At 54.9% G+C, this 14,608-nt stretch carries 13 protein-coding genes; 4 read left to right on the top strand and 9 right to left on the bottom strand.

Annotated elements, in window-relative coordinates; translation table 11 throughout:
* Positions 1–594: 594 nt before the first annotated feature.
* The 3 genes from C1Y41_RS17050 to relB form a co-directional block, all read right to left on the bottom strand.
* Complete coding sequence (locus C1Y41_RS17050) at positions 595–900, bottom strand: hypothetical protein (RefSeq protein ID WP_065648010.1); 306 nt, start codon at positions 898–900, stop codon at positions 595–597.
* A gap of 127 nt (positions 901–1,027) precedes the next feature.
* Positions 1,028–1,315 (bottom strand): type II toxin-antitoxin system mRNA interferase RelE, encoded by a 288-nt coding sequence (relE, locus tag C1Y41_RS17045; RefSeq protein WP_040113359.1) that lies wholly within the window; start codon positions 1,313–1,315, stop codon positions 1,028–1,030.
* Positions 1,315–1,554 (bottom strand): type II toxin-antitoxin system antitoxin RelB, encoded by a 240-nt coding sequence (gene relB, locus C1Y41_RS17040; RefSeq protein WP_065648009.1) that lies wholly within the window; start codon positions 1,552–1,554, stop codon positions 1,315–1,317. The genes relE and relB overlap by 1 nt, the downstream gene beginning before the upstream one ends.
* 586 nt (positions 1,555–2,140) lie before the next feature.
* On the opposite strand from relB, the gene C1Y41_RS17035 reads away from it, so the two are divergent.
* The 4 genes from C1Y41_RS17035 (at position 2,141) to C1Y41_RS17020 (ending at position 7,821) form a co-directional block, all read left to right on the top strand.
* Positions 2,141–3,169: a tyrosine-type recombinase/integrase gene (locus C1Y41_RS17035; RefSeq protein ID WP_104085940.1), complete on the top strand. Its 1,029-nt coding sequence runs from the start codon at positions 2,141–2,143 to the stop codon at positions 3,167–3,169.
* 70 nt (positions 3,170–3,239) lie between these two features.
* The gene (locus tag C1Y41_RS17030) at positions 3,240–3,623 is read left to right on the top strand and encodes a lysozyme inhibitor LprI family protein (RefSeq protein WP_104085939.1); all 384 of its coding nucleotides are present in this window, start codon (positions 3,240–3,242) and stop codon (positions 3,621–3,623) included.
* A 323-nt stretch (positions 3,624–3,946) separates the two neighbouring features.
* The gene (locus tag C1Y41_RS17025; RefSeq protein WP_104085982.1) at positions 3,947–6,043 is read left to right on the top strand and encodes a bifunctional diguanylate cyclase/phosphodiesterase; all 2,097 of its coding nucleotides are present in this window, start codon (positions 3,947–3,949) and stop codon (positions 6,041–6,043) included.
* Positions 6,037–7,821, top strand: coding sequence for an EAL domain-containing protein (locus tag C1Y41_RS17020; protein ID WP_233207454.1), 1,785 nt, complete (start codon positions 6,037–6,039; stop codon positions 7,819–7,821). The genes C1Y41_RS17025 and C1Y41_RS17020 overlap by 7 nt, the downstream gene beginning before the upstream one ends.
* 129 nt (positions 7,822–7,950) lie before the next feature.
* Here the strand turns inward: C1Y41_RS17020 and C1Y41_RS19935 are convergent, their stop codons facing one another.
* The 6 genes from C1Y41_RS19935 to budA form a co-directional block, all read right to left on the bottom strand.
* Positions 7,951–8,235 carry a hypothetical protein gene (locus C1Y41_RS19935; protein WP_146065239.1) on the bottom strand — a complete coding sequence of 95 codons (285 nt, stop codon included), beginning with the start codon at positions 8,233–8,235 and terminating at the stop codon, positions 7,951–7,953.
* Between the two features lie 149 nt (positions 8,236–8,384).
* Positions 8,385–9,062, bottom strand: coding sequence for a DUF2931 family protein (locus tag C1Y41_RS17015; RefSeq protein WP_104085937.1), 678 nt, complete (start codon positions 9,060–9,062; stop codon positions 8,385–8,387).
* 10 nt (positions 9,063–9,072) lie between these two features.
* On the bottom strand, positions 9,073–10,761 hold the full coding sequence (locus tag C1Y41_RS17010) for a DUF2235 domain-containing protein (protein ID WP_104085936.1): 1,689 nt from the start codon (positions 10,759–10,761) through the stop codon (positions 9,073–9,075).
* A 507-nt stretch (positions 10,762–11,268) separates the two neighbouring features.
* Positions 11,269–12,042: a (S)-acetoin forming diacetyl reductase gene (locus C1Y41_RS17005; protein ID WP_104085935.1), complete on the bottom strand. Its 774-nt coding sequence runs from the start codon at positions 12,040–12,042 to the stop codon at positions 11,269–11,271.
* 22 nt (positions 12,043–12,064) lie between these two features.
* Positions 12,065–13,744 (bottom strand): acetolactate synthase AlsS, encoded by a 1,680-nt coding sequence (gene alsS, locus C1Y41_RS17000; RefSeq protein WP_104085981.1) that lies wholly within the window; start codon positions 13,742–13,744, stop codon positions 12,065–12,067.
* A 14-nt stretch (positions 13,745–13,758) separates the two neighbouring features.
* Positions 13,759–14,541: an acetolactate decarboxylase gene (gene budA, locus C1Y41_RS16995; RefSeq protein ID WP_104085934.1), complete on the bottom strand. Its 783-nt coding sequence runs from the start codon at positions 14,539–14,541 to the stop codon at positions 13,759–13,761.
* Positions 14,542–14,608: the final 67 nt, after the last annotated feature.

Below are 14,608 nucleotides of genomic sequence, written 5' to 3'. Positions count from 1 at the left end.
TGCAGGATATTTTAATTTTTTTCTTACAAGCTGCGCGCCCTTAATTGCCCTGATTTTATTCAGGAGTAAATAAAGATAACCGGCCTGAAATTATGGCATGATAGCAGTCATTGTTTTTTATTAAATGGCTAACAGCATTGCTGTCGTGCATATCATATGCTGTTGCTTATGGGGCAGCTTCAGGCACGCAATGACAGGTGCTATTTCCGAAGAAAAGGCTCTAAATTAGCGGCGTTAAATGATTGCAGGAGTATTTGGTGGCGGGTAAGAAAAAAGACAGATCGTCGATGTTTAAATAATTTTATTCTATAAAACACCTAAAATCAATGACATAAATTTAACTTCATCTGAATGTTACTTGTTATTATTTGTCATGTAATGAGTTCACAACAATTTTATATCTTTACGCTTTCTTTAATAACATATCACATAATATATGCGCGGTTTCACTTATTAAATATATTTATTTTAAATATCAGGGCTGGTGATAGCTATGCCTGCAGATGAAAACATATTATTTATAAATTAATTATAATGTAAAGCATGAGCATAAAAATCTTTGTCAGAGATTTTATATGCTCATATCGTATGGCATTATTTTGGAAATTTATAGCCTGCCGGACGAGTTGTATCCGCTCTGGAGCGGTTCAGAAAAGCCCTGATTCTGCATTTATCCGCCGCTTCCGGTTTCACTTTCACAGGCACGGTACAGACGTGAAGCCTGTCGCGGCTATCTATCCTGACTTCAAACAGCATGCGATCGTTGTCGGGCACAGGCAAATAGATCACCCGTTCCTGCATTAACTTTGCCTTCAGTTCAGGGGTTAAATAGCCTGAATGCATCAGGGAATTGGCAAAAGACTCAAGTAACTCACCGCCATTAAATGCCGGTTCAGCCATAACAGACTCCTTCTTATCGCATCGGTGATTGTTTTTTCACTACGCCCTGAAGCACGTCGACAGGATAATTGTCAACGCAAAACAGAAGTGTCGCCTTCGGTGCGAAACAGAGATTTCATGCTTTGATTCAGAGAATGCGTTTGACCGCCTCGCTATATACTTCCGAGCGTTCTCTTTTCCCAACAGAAATCACGAAGACAACAACTTTCTCGTCTATAACCTGGTATACAAGGCGATAGCCTGAAGACCGGAGCTTAATCTTGTAACAGTCAGGCATACCACGGAGCTTGTTCGCTTCAATCCGGGGTGACTCAAGTACTTCAGCCAACTTCTTTTTCAACTGTTCACGTACCGTCGAGCCCAGCTTTCGCCATTCCTTTAGTGCCCGCTCGTCAAAATCCAGTAAATACGCCATCAGAGCTCATCCAGCGTCACGCGTACTGGCTTAGGATTGCGAAGACGCTCTTTCACTATCTCCACGAGTTCAGCGTCTTCATCACTAAGGAGTGTCTGTTTGAACGGCAAACGTTCATTTTCAGCGATATATTCAAGCATGAGGCGAAGCGCTTCAGAGGGAGTAATACCCATTTTTTCAAGCGCGGCGTAAGAACGCGCTTTAAGTTCATCGTCAATACGCAGGTTTATGCTACCCATGTCTTACACCTCTTGTAATTACAAATGTCATTACAATTATTGCACTACAACATGCTTAGGGCAAGTCACGATGGACGTCAGAAAAGTAGCTGTAAGAACGCTGATCACAATCCGCTTTGTGCCAGAAGCGGACATTGTCAGTTCAACTGGTGCGAAGAGAGGGCTCTTCGAATATCTAAAATAACCTTAGTAAAAACAGTAACTGTCTCTTTGATCATGAGAAATTCCCCAGAAAATCGCCAGGGAACATTACAGCTTAGCGTTAACATCGACAGGATAAATATAGCGTATAACCGTCACGCTTTTTGATTGGGTTTCCTGATGCATGATCCCGGACAAATTAAATCTGCATATCGGCGCAACAGAGATGTTTTTATAAATTCATATAATACCTATTATATGAGGTTACTTTCATGGCGCTATTCACGTTAAGATAAGTGTCAGAGAATGCAGCCGATTGGGCTCAGCGAGCTGGCCAAATCGTTCAAAATTCAGGCGTCGCTACGTCGATTCTGCAAATACTTGCGGGGTAATCCTCTGCAGAAATCGCGTAGCGCTGCCGTTAATCTGAGCAGAAAGAGTGTATATGAGTGAAATAATTCCGGTTGCAGGCCTTATCGCTGCCGCCGATGAAGAGATAACGCAGCGGCTGAAAGAGTTTGTCAGTGATAAAGATGCTTTTTCTGACAACACGTGGCGTCAGCTGCTGAGCGTGATGCGTAGCTGCAGCCGCTGGGCTACTGAGCATGGCCGCTCATTTTTACCCATGTCTCCTGCCTGCCTGCGGGATTATCTGCTCTGGCTGCAGAGCAGCGGCAGAGCCTCTTCAACTATTGCAACGCACGCCGCGCTGATCTCTATGTTACACCGTAACGCCGGTCTGATGCCGCCTAACAGCGCCCCGCAGGTGTTTCGCGCTATCAAAAAAATCAACCGCACGGCGGTGATTCAGGGGGAACGCGCGGGTCAGGCGGTACCGTTTCGCATAACAGATTTGCTGACGCTGGATAGACTCTGGTCAGCGTCAGAGCGTCTTCAGCAGGTACGCGATCTCGCTTTTCTGCACGTTGCTTACGCCACGCTGCTGCGTATCAGTGAAGTGGGCCGGTTACGCGTCAGAGATATCACGCGCGCGGCTGACGGACGCATTATCCTTGATGTGGGCTGGACTAAAACTATTGTGATGACCGGCGGCCTGATTAAAGCGCTGGGGGATCTCTCTTCAGAGCGGCTTACGACGTGGCTGCAACTTTCCGGCCTGATTAATGAGCCTGATGCTTATCTTTTTGGCCCGGTTCATCGTACTAACCGCGCCGCAGTCGCGAGCGTAAAACCGCTGTCAACGCGCGCGCTGGAAGATATCTTTGTTCGCGCCTGGCAGCAGGCAGGGCCGGGCAAAGACGCCGCCCCTAATAAAAATCGCTATCGCGGCTGGAGTGGCCACAGTACCCGCGTAGGAGCCGCTATCGATATGGCGGCGAAAAAGTACAGTACTGCGCAGATCATGCAGGAAGGAACGTGGAAAAAGCCGGAAACGGTTATGCGCTATATTCGTCACATCGATGCACATGATGGCGCAATGGTTAATTTTATGGATAACCACTTTTCACGGTAAGTTTTTTAGCGCGATGACTGACTACACTGGCAGAGCCACTATCAGCACAATATAAAATGGAGAAGACGTGATGAAAAAGTTCATACTTGGTGCGCTGTTAATGCTGCCTGCCGCTGGCACAATGGCAGCAGACTGCGACAAGGCTGAAACACAGATGGAAATGAATGCGTGTGCGGCAGATGCGTACAGTGTCGCTGATAAAGCGCTGAACAGCAGCTATCGTCAGGTGCTGAAGCGGATGAGCGGCGATCAGAAAACGCTGCTTCAGACTGCGCAGCGGCGCTGGATAGCTTATCGCGATGCCGACTGCGATTTTATGACCTCCTCCACGCGCGGCGGCTCGATTCATCCTATGCTGATATCGCAATGCCTGCAGAACAAAACGGAGCAGCGAACCAAAGAGTTGCAGTCGCTGCTTAACTGTGAAGAGGGCGATCTCAGCTGCCCGCGCTAAGAAATAGTTACTTACGGTTGAACACCGATCCCGCCTGAAGTTCTGGTCTGTCATGCCGATAATGTAGCAACAGGCATATGACGCTATACATCTCCTGTTTGCTGCTATCGGCAGCGTTCTGACAAAAAAAACGCCTGTCTGAGTTAATTCGCTCGGGCAGGTATGCAGGACCTTTCTTCCGGCGACAGGCTATCTGTCTGACTGAACGTGTCCCCACTCTGCTGTGTCAAGCCGGCCACAGCATTCACAACAGGGGACTGACATTGCAACCCACACCTGACGCCGAAGCGGCGCGCCTTGAGGCGCTGGCACAGTATCAGCTGATGAATACGCCACCTTCTGACGCGCTGGACCGCCTTACCATGCTGGCAGCGCGGCTCTTTCGCGTACCCGTGGCGTTTATTTCGCTGATTGACAGTGAGCGGCAGTTTTTTAAATCGCGTCACGGACTCTCAATCTGCGAAACCTCACGCAGCGTCGCGTTTTGTCATTTTACCCTTGAACAGGACGATGTACTCTGCGTGCCGGACACCTGTCTGGACGCCCGTTTCAGCCATAACCCGCTGGTGCTGGGGTATCCCCATATTCGCTTCTATGCCGGTATTCCACTTACTACTCCGGGTGGCCACCGCATTGGCACCGTCTGCCTGATCGATACGCAGCCGCGCGCCGCGCTGAACGCAACCGATCGCCGGCATCTGGCCGCTATCGCCTCGCTGGTTATGGACCAGCTGGAAGTGCATCGTCTGGAACTGCTGCGGCATAGCAGTCAGCAGCGGCTGGAGGCGATCTCTTCAACCTCCTCTGATGCCATCATTTGCACCGATATCCGGCAGGGGGTCATATTCTGGAACCCCGCCGCGACCCGGCTGTTTGGCTATAGTGCGCAGGAGATGCTGGGTGAATATGTCGCGAATCTGGTTTCAGAACGCTCACAGACCGCCTACCGTCAGGAGCTGGCGCGCATGATGGCCGATCGGTCAGTTATCTCACAGCCGCGCCGGGTGCAAATCTGGGCCATGCGGCGCAGCGGGCAGGCGTTTCCGGCAGAGGTCTCGTTCTCCGGCTGGCAGGAAGATCGCGAGCGCCTGGTCGGCATGATCATCCGCGATGTTACCGATCGTCATGAAAGTGAAGCGCGGCTGTGTGAACTTGCGTCACTCGATATGCTCACGCGGCTGGCCAGCCGCAGTGCATTTATGGATCAGCTGGAGCAGCTGACGCGGGCGGACGTTCCGTTCACGCTGCTGATGGTCGACCTCGATGGCTTTAAAGAGGTCAACGATATGCTGGGGCATGCGGCGGGCGATGCGCTGCTGTGCCACGTCGCCGGACAAATCCGCACGGTCTGCGCTCAGGCAATCATGGCTGCCCGGCTTGGCGGGGATGAGTTCGTGATTCTGCTGCCCGGAGATAGCCAGGCCGCGCAGCATACCGCACTACAGCTGATAGAGGCGGTGCAGAGTCCCTTTAGCTACCAGGAGACGCCGGTGGTGGTAGGTGCCAGCCTGGGTATCGCTTCCTGGCCGCAGCATGGTCTCGATGCGTCGGCGATGATGTCTGCTGCCGATCTGGCACTCTACCAGGCGAAAGCAGCCGGTAAAGGCTGCAGCGTAGAGTTCGTCCCCGCGTTTCTTGAGGCGGAGCAGCAGCGACGTCGCTTTGAGCGCGAGCTGGAGGTCGCAGTGCGGCAGCATCAGTTTGTGCTCTATTATCAGCCACAGTTTGATGCAACAAGCCATGCGCTTACCGGCTGCGAAGCGCTGCTGCGCTGGCAGCATCCGACGCGCGGCCTGCTGCTGCCTGAGGCTTTTATCAGCATGCTGATGAAAAGCTCGCTCTCGATAACGCTGGGTGAATGGGTGCTGCGCAGCGCGCTGCAGCAGGTCATGCTGTGGCAAAAGCGGCATCCGGCGCTGCGCGTCAGCATTAACCTGTTTCCCCGCCAGCTGGATGATATCCGGCTGGACAAATTACTGCGGGAACTCACCGGCAGCGATGCCAGTTTTGTCGATCTGGAAGTAGATGAGTCGATGCTGACAGCGCTGGTACAGGAAGTGCCGGCGCGCCTGAACGCTATCAGACAAACCGGCGCCAGTTTTATTATCGATCACTATGGCCGCGCGCTGGGTGCCATCAGTTTGCTGCAGCATGAATTTGTTACCGGCCTGAAGCTGGATAAGTCACTGACAGCGCAGCTGACAGAGAGTGGCCGCATCCGCATGATGTTCAGCGCGCTGGCGACGCTGGGAAAAAGCCTGCAGCTCAGGGTGCTGGCTGAAGGGGTGGAAAACAGCGCGCAGCGTATGCTGGTTAACCAGGCAGAATGCGATACGATTCAGGGGCATGCGCTGGGCGAACCGCTGAGTCCGGATGCCTTTCAGCAGCTGCTGCCCGGCAGCGCGGAGGCTCTGTGCTAATCGATTCTGCTGATGATGAGAGCCTGCGCCGTCGTGCCTTACAGGCACTGCGCGAACCGGATGAGTGTCGTGACGATGTACTGGGTAAATTTGCCCGGCTGGCCAGCCAGGTGCTGGGGATCCCGGGATGTTTTGTTTCAGTACTGGATGAGCGCGATCAATATATCCGGGCGGCGCGCAATTTTACGCTGAAGCAGACCACGCGCGAAGAGTCGCTCTGCCGCTATGTGGTTGATGATGACAGCCCGATGGTCATCCCGGACACCTGGCTTGACGCCCGTTTTGTCACGCATCGCTTTGTCACCGGCTCCCCCTGGATCCGCTTCTACGCCGGCGTGCCGCTGAAAAATCGTGAAGGTATTGTCTTTGGTACCCTCTGCGTTACCGACGTTGAGCCGCACCCCTTCGGTACGGAGCAGCTGGAGACGCTCCGGCTGCTGGCAAATCTGGTGATATCCTTCCTGGAGGCGTGGCACGCAGCCGGCTTCACCGACCCGGTTACCGGCCTGCCAAACCGGCAGCGGCTGATCCGCGATCTGCAGCATCTTGCCACGTCTGGCGATATTACGCCCCGGCGTCTGGTGCTGATTGAGTGTGTCGATATGCCGCGCGCCTGGGAGCTGGCGCGTTCAATGGGCGTCGGCCCGGTGGAAAGCCTGCTGAAAGATGTCGCCACGCTGCTGCCGCTGCGCCTGCGCCCGTCGCTGGGCGAACTGCTTTATACGGTCGCAACCGGACGGTTCGCGCTGCTCACCCGCACCAGCAGCCGCCTGAGCGCGGAGTGGATTGCCGGGCGGATGGAAGGAATAAGCGCTGATTTAGGCGAAGGGCTTTCCGTCGCGCTGACCACCCATACCGGTCAGGCAGATTTTACCGCTGGCTGCTTTAGCGGCAGTGAAATTCTGCGCCGTGCGGTCAGCGCGCTGCATGAAGCTATCGGGCGTAACCTGCCTTCCGTGGCATACAGCGCGTCAGCAGAGGTGCAGCACAGCCGCGACTATACCCTGATGCATGAGTTCGCCGCCGCGCTGCGCAGCGAAGGCGGGCTTTATCTGGTTTATCAGCCAAAAATATGTCTGCAAACCGGCGCGCCGATTGGTCTGGAGGCGCTGATCCGCTGGCGTCATCCGGTTCATGGCGAGCTCTCTCCGGTGGCATTTGTCCCGCTGGCGGAGCAGACCGAGCTGCTGCAGGCGATGACCACGTGGGTTATTGACCAGACAATTGCGCGAATGGCGCGACTGCGCAATCACTGTACGCAGCTGCCCGTTACGGTCAATGTCAGCCTCAACGATTTTGCGCGTGAGGAGTTTGCCGCCGTGCTGGAGGAGCAGATGCAGCGCCACCGCCTGCCGACTTCTCTGCTGGGTATTGAGTGTCTGGAAACCGAACGCATTATCGAAAGCCCGATGGCAATGGCCGGGCTGATGCGGCTGAAACAACGCGGCTTTGGCATTTCGCTGGATGATTTTGGCACCGGCTACAGCAACATCAGCTATCTGCGGCGTATGCCGCTGGATGTCATCAAGCTCGATCGCTCTCTGATCAGCGATCTCTCTTCAGATATGGCATCGCGTATCATCGCCCGCAGTATTATCAGCATGCTGAAAGAGCTGGACTATGTGGTACTGGCAGAAGGGGTCGAGAATGCGGAAACCGTCGATACTCTGACGGAGTATGGCTGCGATCAGGCACAGGGATACTTCTATGCCAGGCCCATGGCCGATCGGGAACTGGATGCGTGGCTGCTGTGGAAACTGCGTGAACAGTGCCGCTGAGCGAACTGCGCATGATTGGAGAGTAAGCGAAAACTCGCGTTAAGGGGTTTTAGCAATGCGGCCACAAAAAGCTATGTAACAAACAAGGATCTCAGAGAGATCCTTTTTTCGGTAAAAATATTGCCTGTTTCATTGACAGCTGTTTGTCATAGTCGGGGAAATATTCGGTATATCTTCACGACTGCTATCCGGATAAGTTGCTGTCAGATTTCCTGGATGATCTGGTGGGTTTAATACAACAACTTTCATAAGATGAATAACAGGTTCAATAGCTATATGCTGTGTATTGCTCAGGTTAACCATGTTATCGATGTGATTAGCAACCATAGGGAAGAAATCTGTATTCAGAACCAATATTTTTTCGCTGAACACCTTCGCCCGACCGGTCCTGTAGCCGTCACTGGCACGAGCCACCACCCTCCTCGGCATCTCACAGACGGCGCATATTATCACCATCGGGCGCGCTGACATGTTCACAAGACAGCCATTACTCCACTGCTTCACGCCGCCTTTCCACTAAAAGCATCGCGAAAAAATCTTTAGAGTACGCTGCTCTTTGCACCCTACCAGTCGCCATACGGATAGGTTTTTCCCTTGATAAAATCGCGCATAAAGGGATCGTAGCCATTAGCCTCGATGTAACTAAAATCAATCCGGTTGGGGACGTTTTTGCATATCAGCATGTCCTTCCCCGTCAGGGTGAGTTGCCGGGCAGGTTGCTGGCGTACAGATGGGTTCCCGTTATCTTCCAGCCAGACCCGTACTGTACCGCCGGGAGCCAGACCAACAGCCATTCTATTCCGGTAGTAAGGCTTACCCGGATGGTAGGGATCAGGAAATGCTGTAGTCATCTGCTGCCACGTCTCCTGTCCAAACCAGATCTCCGTTTCGTACGCCTTTTTATCGATAACCGAGTCCCAGCACACCGTCATTCGTACCGGCACTGCTTTGCCCCGATTAAAATACCCGCCATATCCCCCCATCACATCATGCCAGCGCCCGACGCTCAAATCACTGGAGTCCATAGGATCTAACCGGCGGAAGATACTCTCCCGGATATCACCATCCTCCAGGTACACCATGGTCACCAGTGCCGGCAGGTTTTTCGGGTATATAAAACTGAAATTCCAGTTATCGTAAGGCAGTTTTTTCCCATACTGCTCTACGCCTGCGCGACGGTCATGGCAGCCGGCAGTCAGCGTCACGGCCAGCACGGCCACCATCAGCGGTAATCGTCTCATCCCTGCCTCCTCAGAAAAGCCCGTCCAGCGCGTCCGCGTTCACCCGCGCCCGATCTTCCCACTGCTGCTGGTCGTCCATCCGCCACACCGTCCGCACCCAGCCTTTGCCCGGAGCCATCGCCCACACGAACGAGCGCTCGTCCGTCGGCGCATAGTGGTTTCGCAGAAAAACCTCGCCCGAGGACGGACTTACCCACAGGCTCAGGTCCGAGTCGATGTTCCAGTTCGCCGAACAGTGCAGGTAACGCCCGATGGTCCGCATCTCCTCCGCCGTGAAGCCCGCCGGCTCCGCGCCCCGCCGGACCGCCCGCCCCTGCACGATTGCTTTATCACACAGGGGAAGCAGTTCCGACGGCAACGCCAGCTCTTCGTTACTACTGAGTATCGGTGCAAACATCACCCCGGCGTCCTGTGCCGCATCCAGCATCACCCGCATGCACACCTTTTCCCAGTCGTTCGGCACCGCCCTGCGCGTCATAAACACCGCCGCGCCGGCTTTCTTCTCAAAAATAAACGCCCGCGCTTTGTCCCGGTTAACCAGCGGCCACGAAATCATTTTCGTCTCCACCTCACCGTGCGGCATCAGGTACTTCAGCGACGGCAGCGAGTACAGCGCCTGACGCATCTTCTCCGCACGGCGGTATACCGCCGTCTGCGTCTCGTCCGCGTTCTCCGGTATCACCTCAAAGTCCGGCATCGTCAGCAGGGAGATTTCATCCTCTCCCGCGTTATAGCCCCCGCCAATGTCCGAGTGCGCCCCCGGCAGCGCCAGCTCCGGCCACATCCCCGCGATGCTGTTCAGGCTGAAGTTGTACCGGCACTCGTGCATCGCGCTTATCTGAAACACCTTCTGCGCCACTGAAGGGCGCAGTTCGAGATTCACCCCGGGGTTGCTGCGCCCGTTAACGCCGTAGAAGTTCAGCAGGCTGCCGATGGCGGCTACCGTGTCAAACAGCCCCAGAAAGCGCACCTCACCTGCCGGTTTTCCGTGGTGCCCGGTCAGATCCAGCCCCTTGTCTATCGCGGCCGCTATCGCCGCGTCCTGGTGCATCACCCGGTTGGCAAAGTGCCGCGCCGCCGCCGCCCCGCGGCTGAACCCGAACACGTCAAACTGCACTTTTGCGATCGCCACATTGTTGCGGTTACGACTAATAAATGTTTTTAGTGCGGAAGCAATTTCTTCAAGAGCTTCATCCGTCTTCGTCACCACACCTTTAAACAGCCAGATAAGGCTGCTGCCCAGCCCCATACCCAGCACCGAGTCGCTCTCTCCATCTGCCGTCCCGATGCCGCTGACGTAGGCTTTGATCTGCGCATCTATCTGCTCTTCAGCCAGGACAGTATCAGATTTGTAAAGGTCATTAAGCCGCGAAATATTAGTGATTCCCCCCTGCCAGCTGGCATTGCCCAGCTTCGCTCTGGCATGCTTTTCATACTTTGCGCACGCTTTGGCCCGCTCCTCGCCGATGAGCCCGGCACAGTGGGCATACGCCAGTCGCAAATCGTTGGCGTTGGCCCGGTTATTGCCCGTTCCGTCAAAGAATATTCCCACCGTCAGCGTGATTCCTCTGACCGGCACACGCCGGCATCGGATGACTTTTTCACTGCACAGAACATCGGTATAGTGCGTATTGTCCCCTGCAATTTCATACCGGTGATAGCCAGTGTTGGCCGACACGTTCTTTCCATCTGCAGCCATGTAATATCCTTATAGTTTACCTGGGTAACAAACTGCCATCATACACCATGATGTTCTATATCTGTGGCATAGAAATTTACGTCTGGAGACACCACAGAACGACATTATCTGAGCGGGATTTAAGAAAACAGCGGGCGCTGGCGCATCCTGACTTAACTTAATCGTCACGAAGTCGCCATGCTGTTGCCCTGAGGCATCTGCAGAAACAGAGTGAAGCTGTAAATAAGGAGGATATTGCACGTCTCTCACCGCTATGCTGTGGGCATATCGATATGATGGGTTTTTAGAGTTCCATGCTGGCAGAGTGGGTGACCAGTAGCCGGTGGCTGCACCCATAAAAGAGGCGTCAGAGAAATAAAATATGGCTTAACGTGGATTCTCGCATCGCTAAGCTTCAGACCTCATCCGCCTCCGGTAACATATTGTGTTTCAGCAGAAGTGAATTAAAGTCGCAACTACATGCTGATGCAAGAATTCTCCACCGCACGGCGCGACGCCTCTTTGGTCTTAACTGAACACCATACCGCCATCAATCAGCAGCGACTGCCCGGTCATATAATCGGAGTCGGGGCCTGCCAGAAACGCCACGCAGGCGGCAACGTCTTCCGGTTCTGACAGGCGGCCCAGCGTGATGCGTTTTGCAAATTCCTGGGTGCCATATCCCTCCGGCTGGCCTGCCGCAGCGGAAATTTGCCGATCGATAGCTTCCCACATCGGCGTTTTCACAATTCCCGGACAGAATGCGTTTACCGTAATGCCCGCCGGTGCGAGGTCGCGCGCGGCGGTTTGAGTCAGCCCGCGCACGGCAAATTTGCTGGAGCTGTAGACCGCCAGCTCCGGATTACCGGTGTGTCCCGCCTGCGAGCAGGCGTTGATAATTTTGCCGCCGTGCCCTTCTGCCGCAAAGGCCTGGACCGCCGCCTGAATGCCCCAGATCACCCCTTTCACATTGATGTTATAAACTTTATCCACCACCTCTTCGGTGATCTCCGCAATTGGCGTGGAGGGAGCGACCCCCGCGTTATTCACAATGACATCAAATCCGCCAAGCGCCTGACGTGCCTCCTCTGTTGCGCGAAAGACCTGGTCGCGCTTTGCCACGTCAGCCTGCAGCGCGATAGCCCTGCCGCCAGCGCTGACGATCTGGTCAGCCACCTGCTGCGCGGTTTGCGCATTGTAATCGCTGACCGCTACGGCAAACCCGTCCTGTGCCAGCCGCCGCGCAATCGCCGCGCCAATGCCCTGACCGGCCCCGGTCACAAATGCCACTCTGGTTTTCATCGTGTTCTCCTTTTTGAGATTATTAAAGCAGCTGGCTGAGGTGCAGCTGACCCATCAGCAGCGGGTTATCGCTGTAGTCGACCGGAATGGCGACCACGGCCGGACCGTTCACGTCCATTGCCCGGCGCAGCACTGGCTCCAGCTCTGCTGCGCTGTTAACGGAGAATCCGGCAGCGCCAAACGCTTCAGCGTAGGCTTTGAAATCTACCGGGCCAAAGTTCACCCCGGAAACGCGCTGATATTTTTTCTCCTCCTGAATGGCCACCATGTTGTAAGCGTTATCCACCCAGATGATGTGCAGGATATTGGCGTTGAGCCGCACCGCCGTCTCAAGCTCCATGCTGGATTGCAGGAAGCCGCCATCGCCTGAGACCGACACCACTTTACGGGCAGGATCAACCAGCCAGGCCCCAATCGCCCACGGCAGCGCAACGCCCATAGTCTGCTGGCCGTTAGAAATCATGATTTGCCGTGCGCGGAAACTGTAGAGATAGCGGGCGATCCAGATATGAAAGCTGCCCATATCCACCGTCAGACTGACATCGCTGTTAATGATGTCCTGCATTGCACGCACGATACGCAGCGGATGCAGCGCAAACTGATCGAGGCTTGCGCCCTGCAGCGCCAGCAGCTGCCGCTGGTGCTGCCGGTCATCAAGAATGGCTGCTGCAGCGGCGCTGAGCTGCAGCGGCGAGTCAATACGTGCCGCGATGTTGCGTACGGTTTGTGCAATGTCTCCCACCAGCTCCGCATCGGGCAGATAGCGATTATCGGTCTCGGCGGGCAGCACATCGATATGCACCAGGAGTGCGTTGCCGCAGTTCCACATCGCCGGTTCATACTCTACCGGGCTGTAGCCGATGGTAATGATCAGGTCAGCCTGCTGCAGCAGACGATCGCCCGCCTGGTTATTAAACAGGCCGATTCGCCCGGCAAAGCGCGAGAAATGTTCCTGCCGTACCGCGCCCGCCGCCTGATAGGTACTGGTCACCGGAATATGGCTTCTGCTCAGCAGCTCATGGATGGCCGCGCTGTTCTCCGGCTGACTCGCCATCAGTCCCAGCAGGATCACCGGATTTTTTGCGCGGGCAATTTCGCGGCTTACTGCATCCACCAGCGCATCTGGCGCGGCGCCAAGCGTAACGCGTGCCTTATGCTGCAGCAGGCTGCCGGTAACCGGCTGATCGACGATATCCTGCGGCAGGCTAAGGAACGCCCCGCCGCCGCGCCCGTTTTCCGCGTGACGAAACGCGTTAGACACGCATTCTGCCAGGGCGGAAGCGTCGGTGACTTCGACGGCAAATCGGGTGACCGGGCGAAATATCGATACCGTATCCATGCTCTGGTGAACCTGTTTTGCGCTGTCCGACCGTTTTACCGCGCCGCCAATCGCCACCACCGGATCGCCCTCGCTGGTGGCGGTTGCCATACCGGTTACCAGGTTGGAACAGCCAGGCCCGGAGGTGACCAGCGCGACGCCTGCGTTACCGGTGAGCCGCCCGACCGCTGCAGCCATAAAAGCGGCATTTGCCTCATGACGCACCGGGATCAGTTCAATGCGCGAATCCACCAGCGAATCGAAGACTTTGTCGATTTTCGCACCGGGAATGCCAAACACGTGTTTTACGCCCTGGGTTTCCAGCTGCGCGACGACCAGATCTGCCCCGCTGCGCCAGCTCGTTTGGGTTTTATCTTCTTTCATCATTACCTCGGTTATTAACTCTCAACGGAGCGGATAGCTTCATCCAGGTTGTCAGGGTTCAGGTTGGCCTGCAGAAAGTCGCGATCCTGCGGTAAGTCGATCACCAGTTTGCTGATTGCGCCAAAGGTCAGCGTGCCCTGCGCCAGCACATAGTCGAGAATGTGGCCACCGCCCTGCCGGTCATCGGTAATAAAATGCTCGTGATAGCCCGCGACATTGATGCCCTGCATATATTGCGGCGTGCGAAAACCGATCAGTTCGCCGGTGCGCTGACGAAAATCAAACGTGGGCTGATTGCCCAGTACGTCAGGCATTGAACGATAGGGGCGGCACTGGCAGGGCACGGTGCGCGTCTGCACCGAGACAAAGTCGCCGCTGATACGCAGCGCGCAAAAATGATTATCCGAGGTAATCACGCTGTCGATGACGCGGTGTACCTCTTCACGACTGCTTTTTTCGCTGAAATGGTGCTGATGTTCCGGAGTGAAAAAGGTCATGACCGCAAACGGGGATTGCTGATCCGGATGGGCCGGGCGGGCGCTGCCGTCAGCACGTAGCTGCCAGACCTGGCGATCAAAGGCGACCAGTTCACCATCAAGCTGATTAAAGGTGCCGAGACCAAAGTCGCCCTTCTCCAGCAGTCGGGCAACGGTCGTCGTGCCGTCATAGACGCCGTGCAGCAGTGCGCTCATCAGCGAGGTCTGATAGATAACCTTTTCTGCTGATTGACTGGCCAGCTGATCAGCGGTTTTCCTGAGCTGTTCTTCACATGAACAACCAGATACAAAATCATACATTTACTGCCTCGCAAACTGATAGTTAAGCCGTGTTAATATCAGAATGAGCCAGCCTGCTCACAGAATC

The organism is Pantoea sp. ICBG 1758, from assembly GCF_002928325.1.
GTDB lineage: Bacteria > Pseudomonadota > Gammaproteobacteria > Enterobacterales > Enterobacteriaceae > Pantoea > Pantoea eucrina.
The sequence above is the reverse complement of the archived record's forward strand: the minus strand, read 5'-3'. Positions and strand labels throughout refer to the sequence as shown.

What these genes read in the sequence shown, in the direction of transcription:
- C1Y41_RS17025 (WP_104085982.1), top strand. Translation starts at nt 3,947, where the DNA reads ATGAATACGCCACCTTCTGACGCGCTGGACCGCCTTACCATGCTGGCA.
- C1Y41_RS17010 (WP_104085936.1), bottom strand. Translation starts at nt 10,761, where the DNA reads ATGGCTGCAGATGGAAAGAACGTGTCGGCCAACACTGGCTATCACCGG.
- relE (WP_040113359.1), bottom strand. Translation starts at nt 1,315, where the DNA reads ATGGCGTATTTACTGGATTTTGACGAGCGGGCACTAAAGGAATGGCGA.
- alsS (WP_104085981.1), bottom strand. Translation starts at nt 13,744, where the DNA reads ATGAAAGAAGATAAAACCCAAACGAGCTGGCGCAGCGGGGCAGATCTG.
- budA (WP_104085934.1), bottom strand. Translation starts at nt 14,541, where the DNA reads ATGTATGATTTTGTATCTGGTTGTTCATGTGAAGAACAGCTCAGGAAA.
- C1Y41_RS17035 (WP_104085940.1), top strand. Translation starts at nt 2,141, where the DNA reads ATGAGTGAAATAATTCCGGTTGCAGGCCTTATCGCTGCCGCCGATGAA.
- C1Y41_RS17015 (WP_104085937.1), bottom strand. Translation starts at nt 9,062, where the DNA reads ATGAGACGATTACCGCTGATGGTGGCCGTGCTGGCCGTGACGCTGACT.
- relB (WP_065648009.1), bottom strand. Translation starts at nt 1,554, where the DNA reads ATGGGTAGCATAAACCTGCGTATTGACGATGAACTTAAAGCGCGTTCT.
- C1Y41_RS17005 (WP_104085935.1), bottom strand. Translation starts at nt 12,042, where the DNA reads ATGAAAACCAGAGTGGCATTTGTGACCGGGGCCGGTCAGGGCATTGGC.
- C1Y41_RS17050 (WP_065648010.1), bottom strand. Translation starts at nt 900, where the DNA reads ATGGCTGAACCGGCATTTAATGGCGGTGAGTTACTTGAGTCTTTTGCC.
- C1Y41_RS17030 (WP_104085939.1), top strand. Translation starts at nt 3,240, where the DNA reads ATGAAAAAGTTCATACTTGGTGCGCTGTTAATGCTGCCTGCCGCTGGC.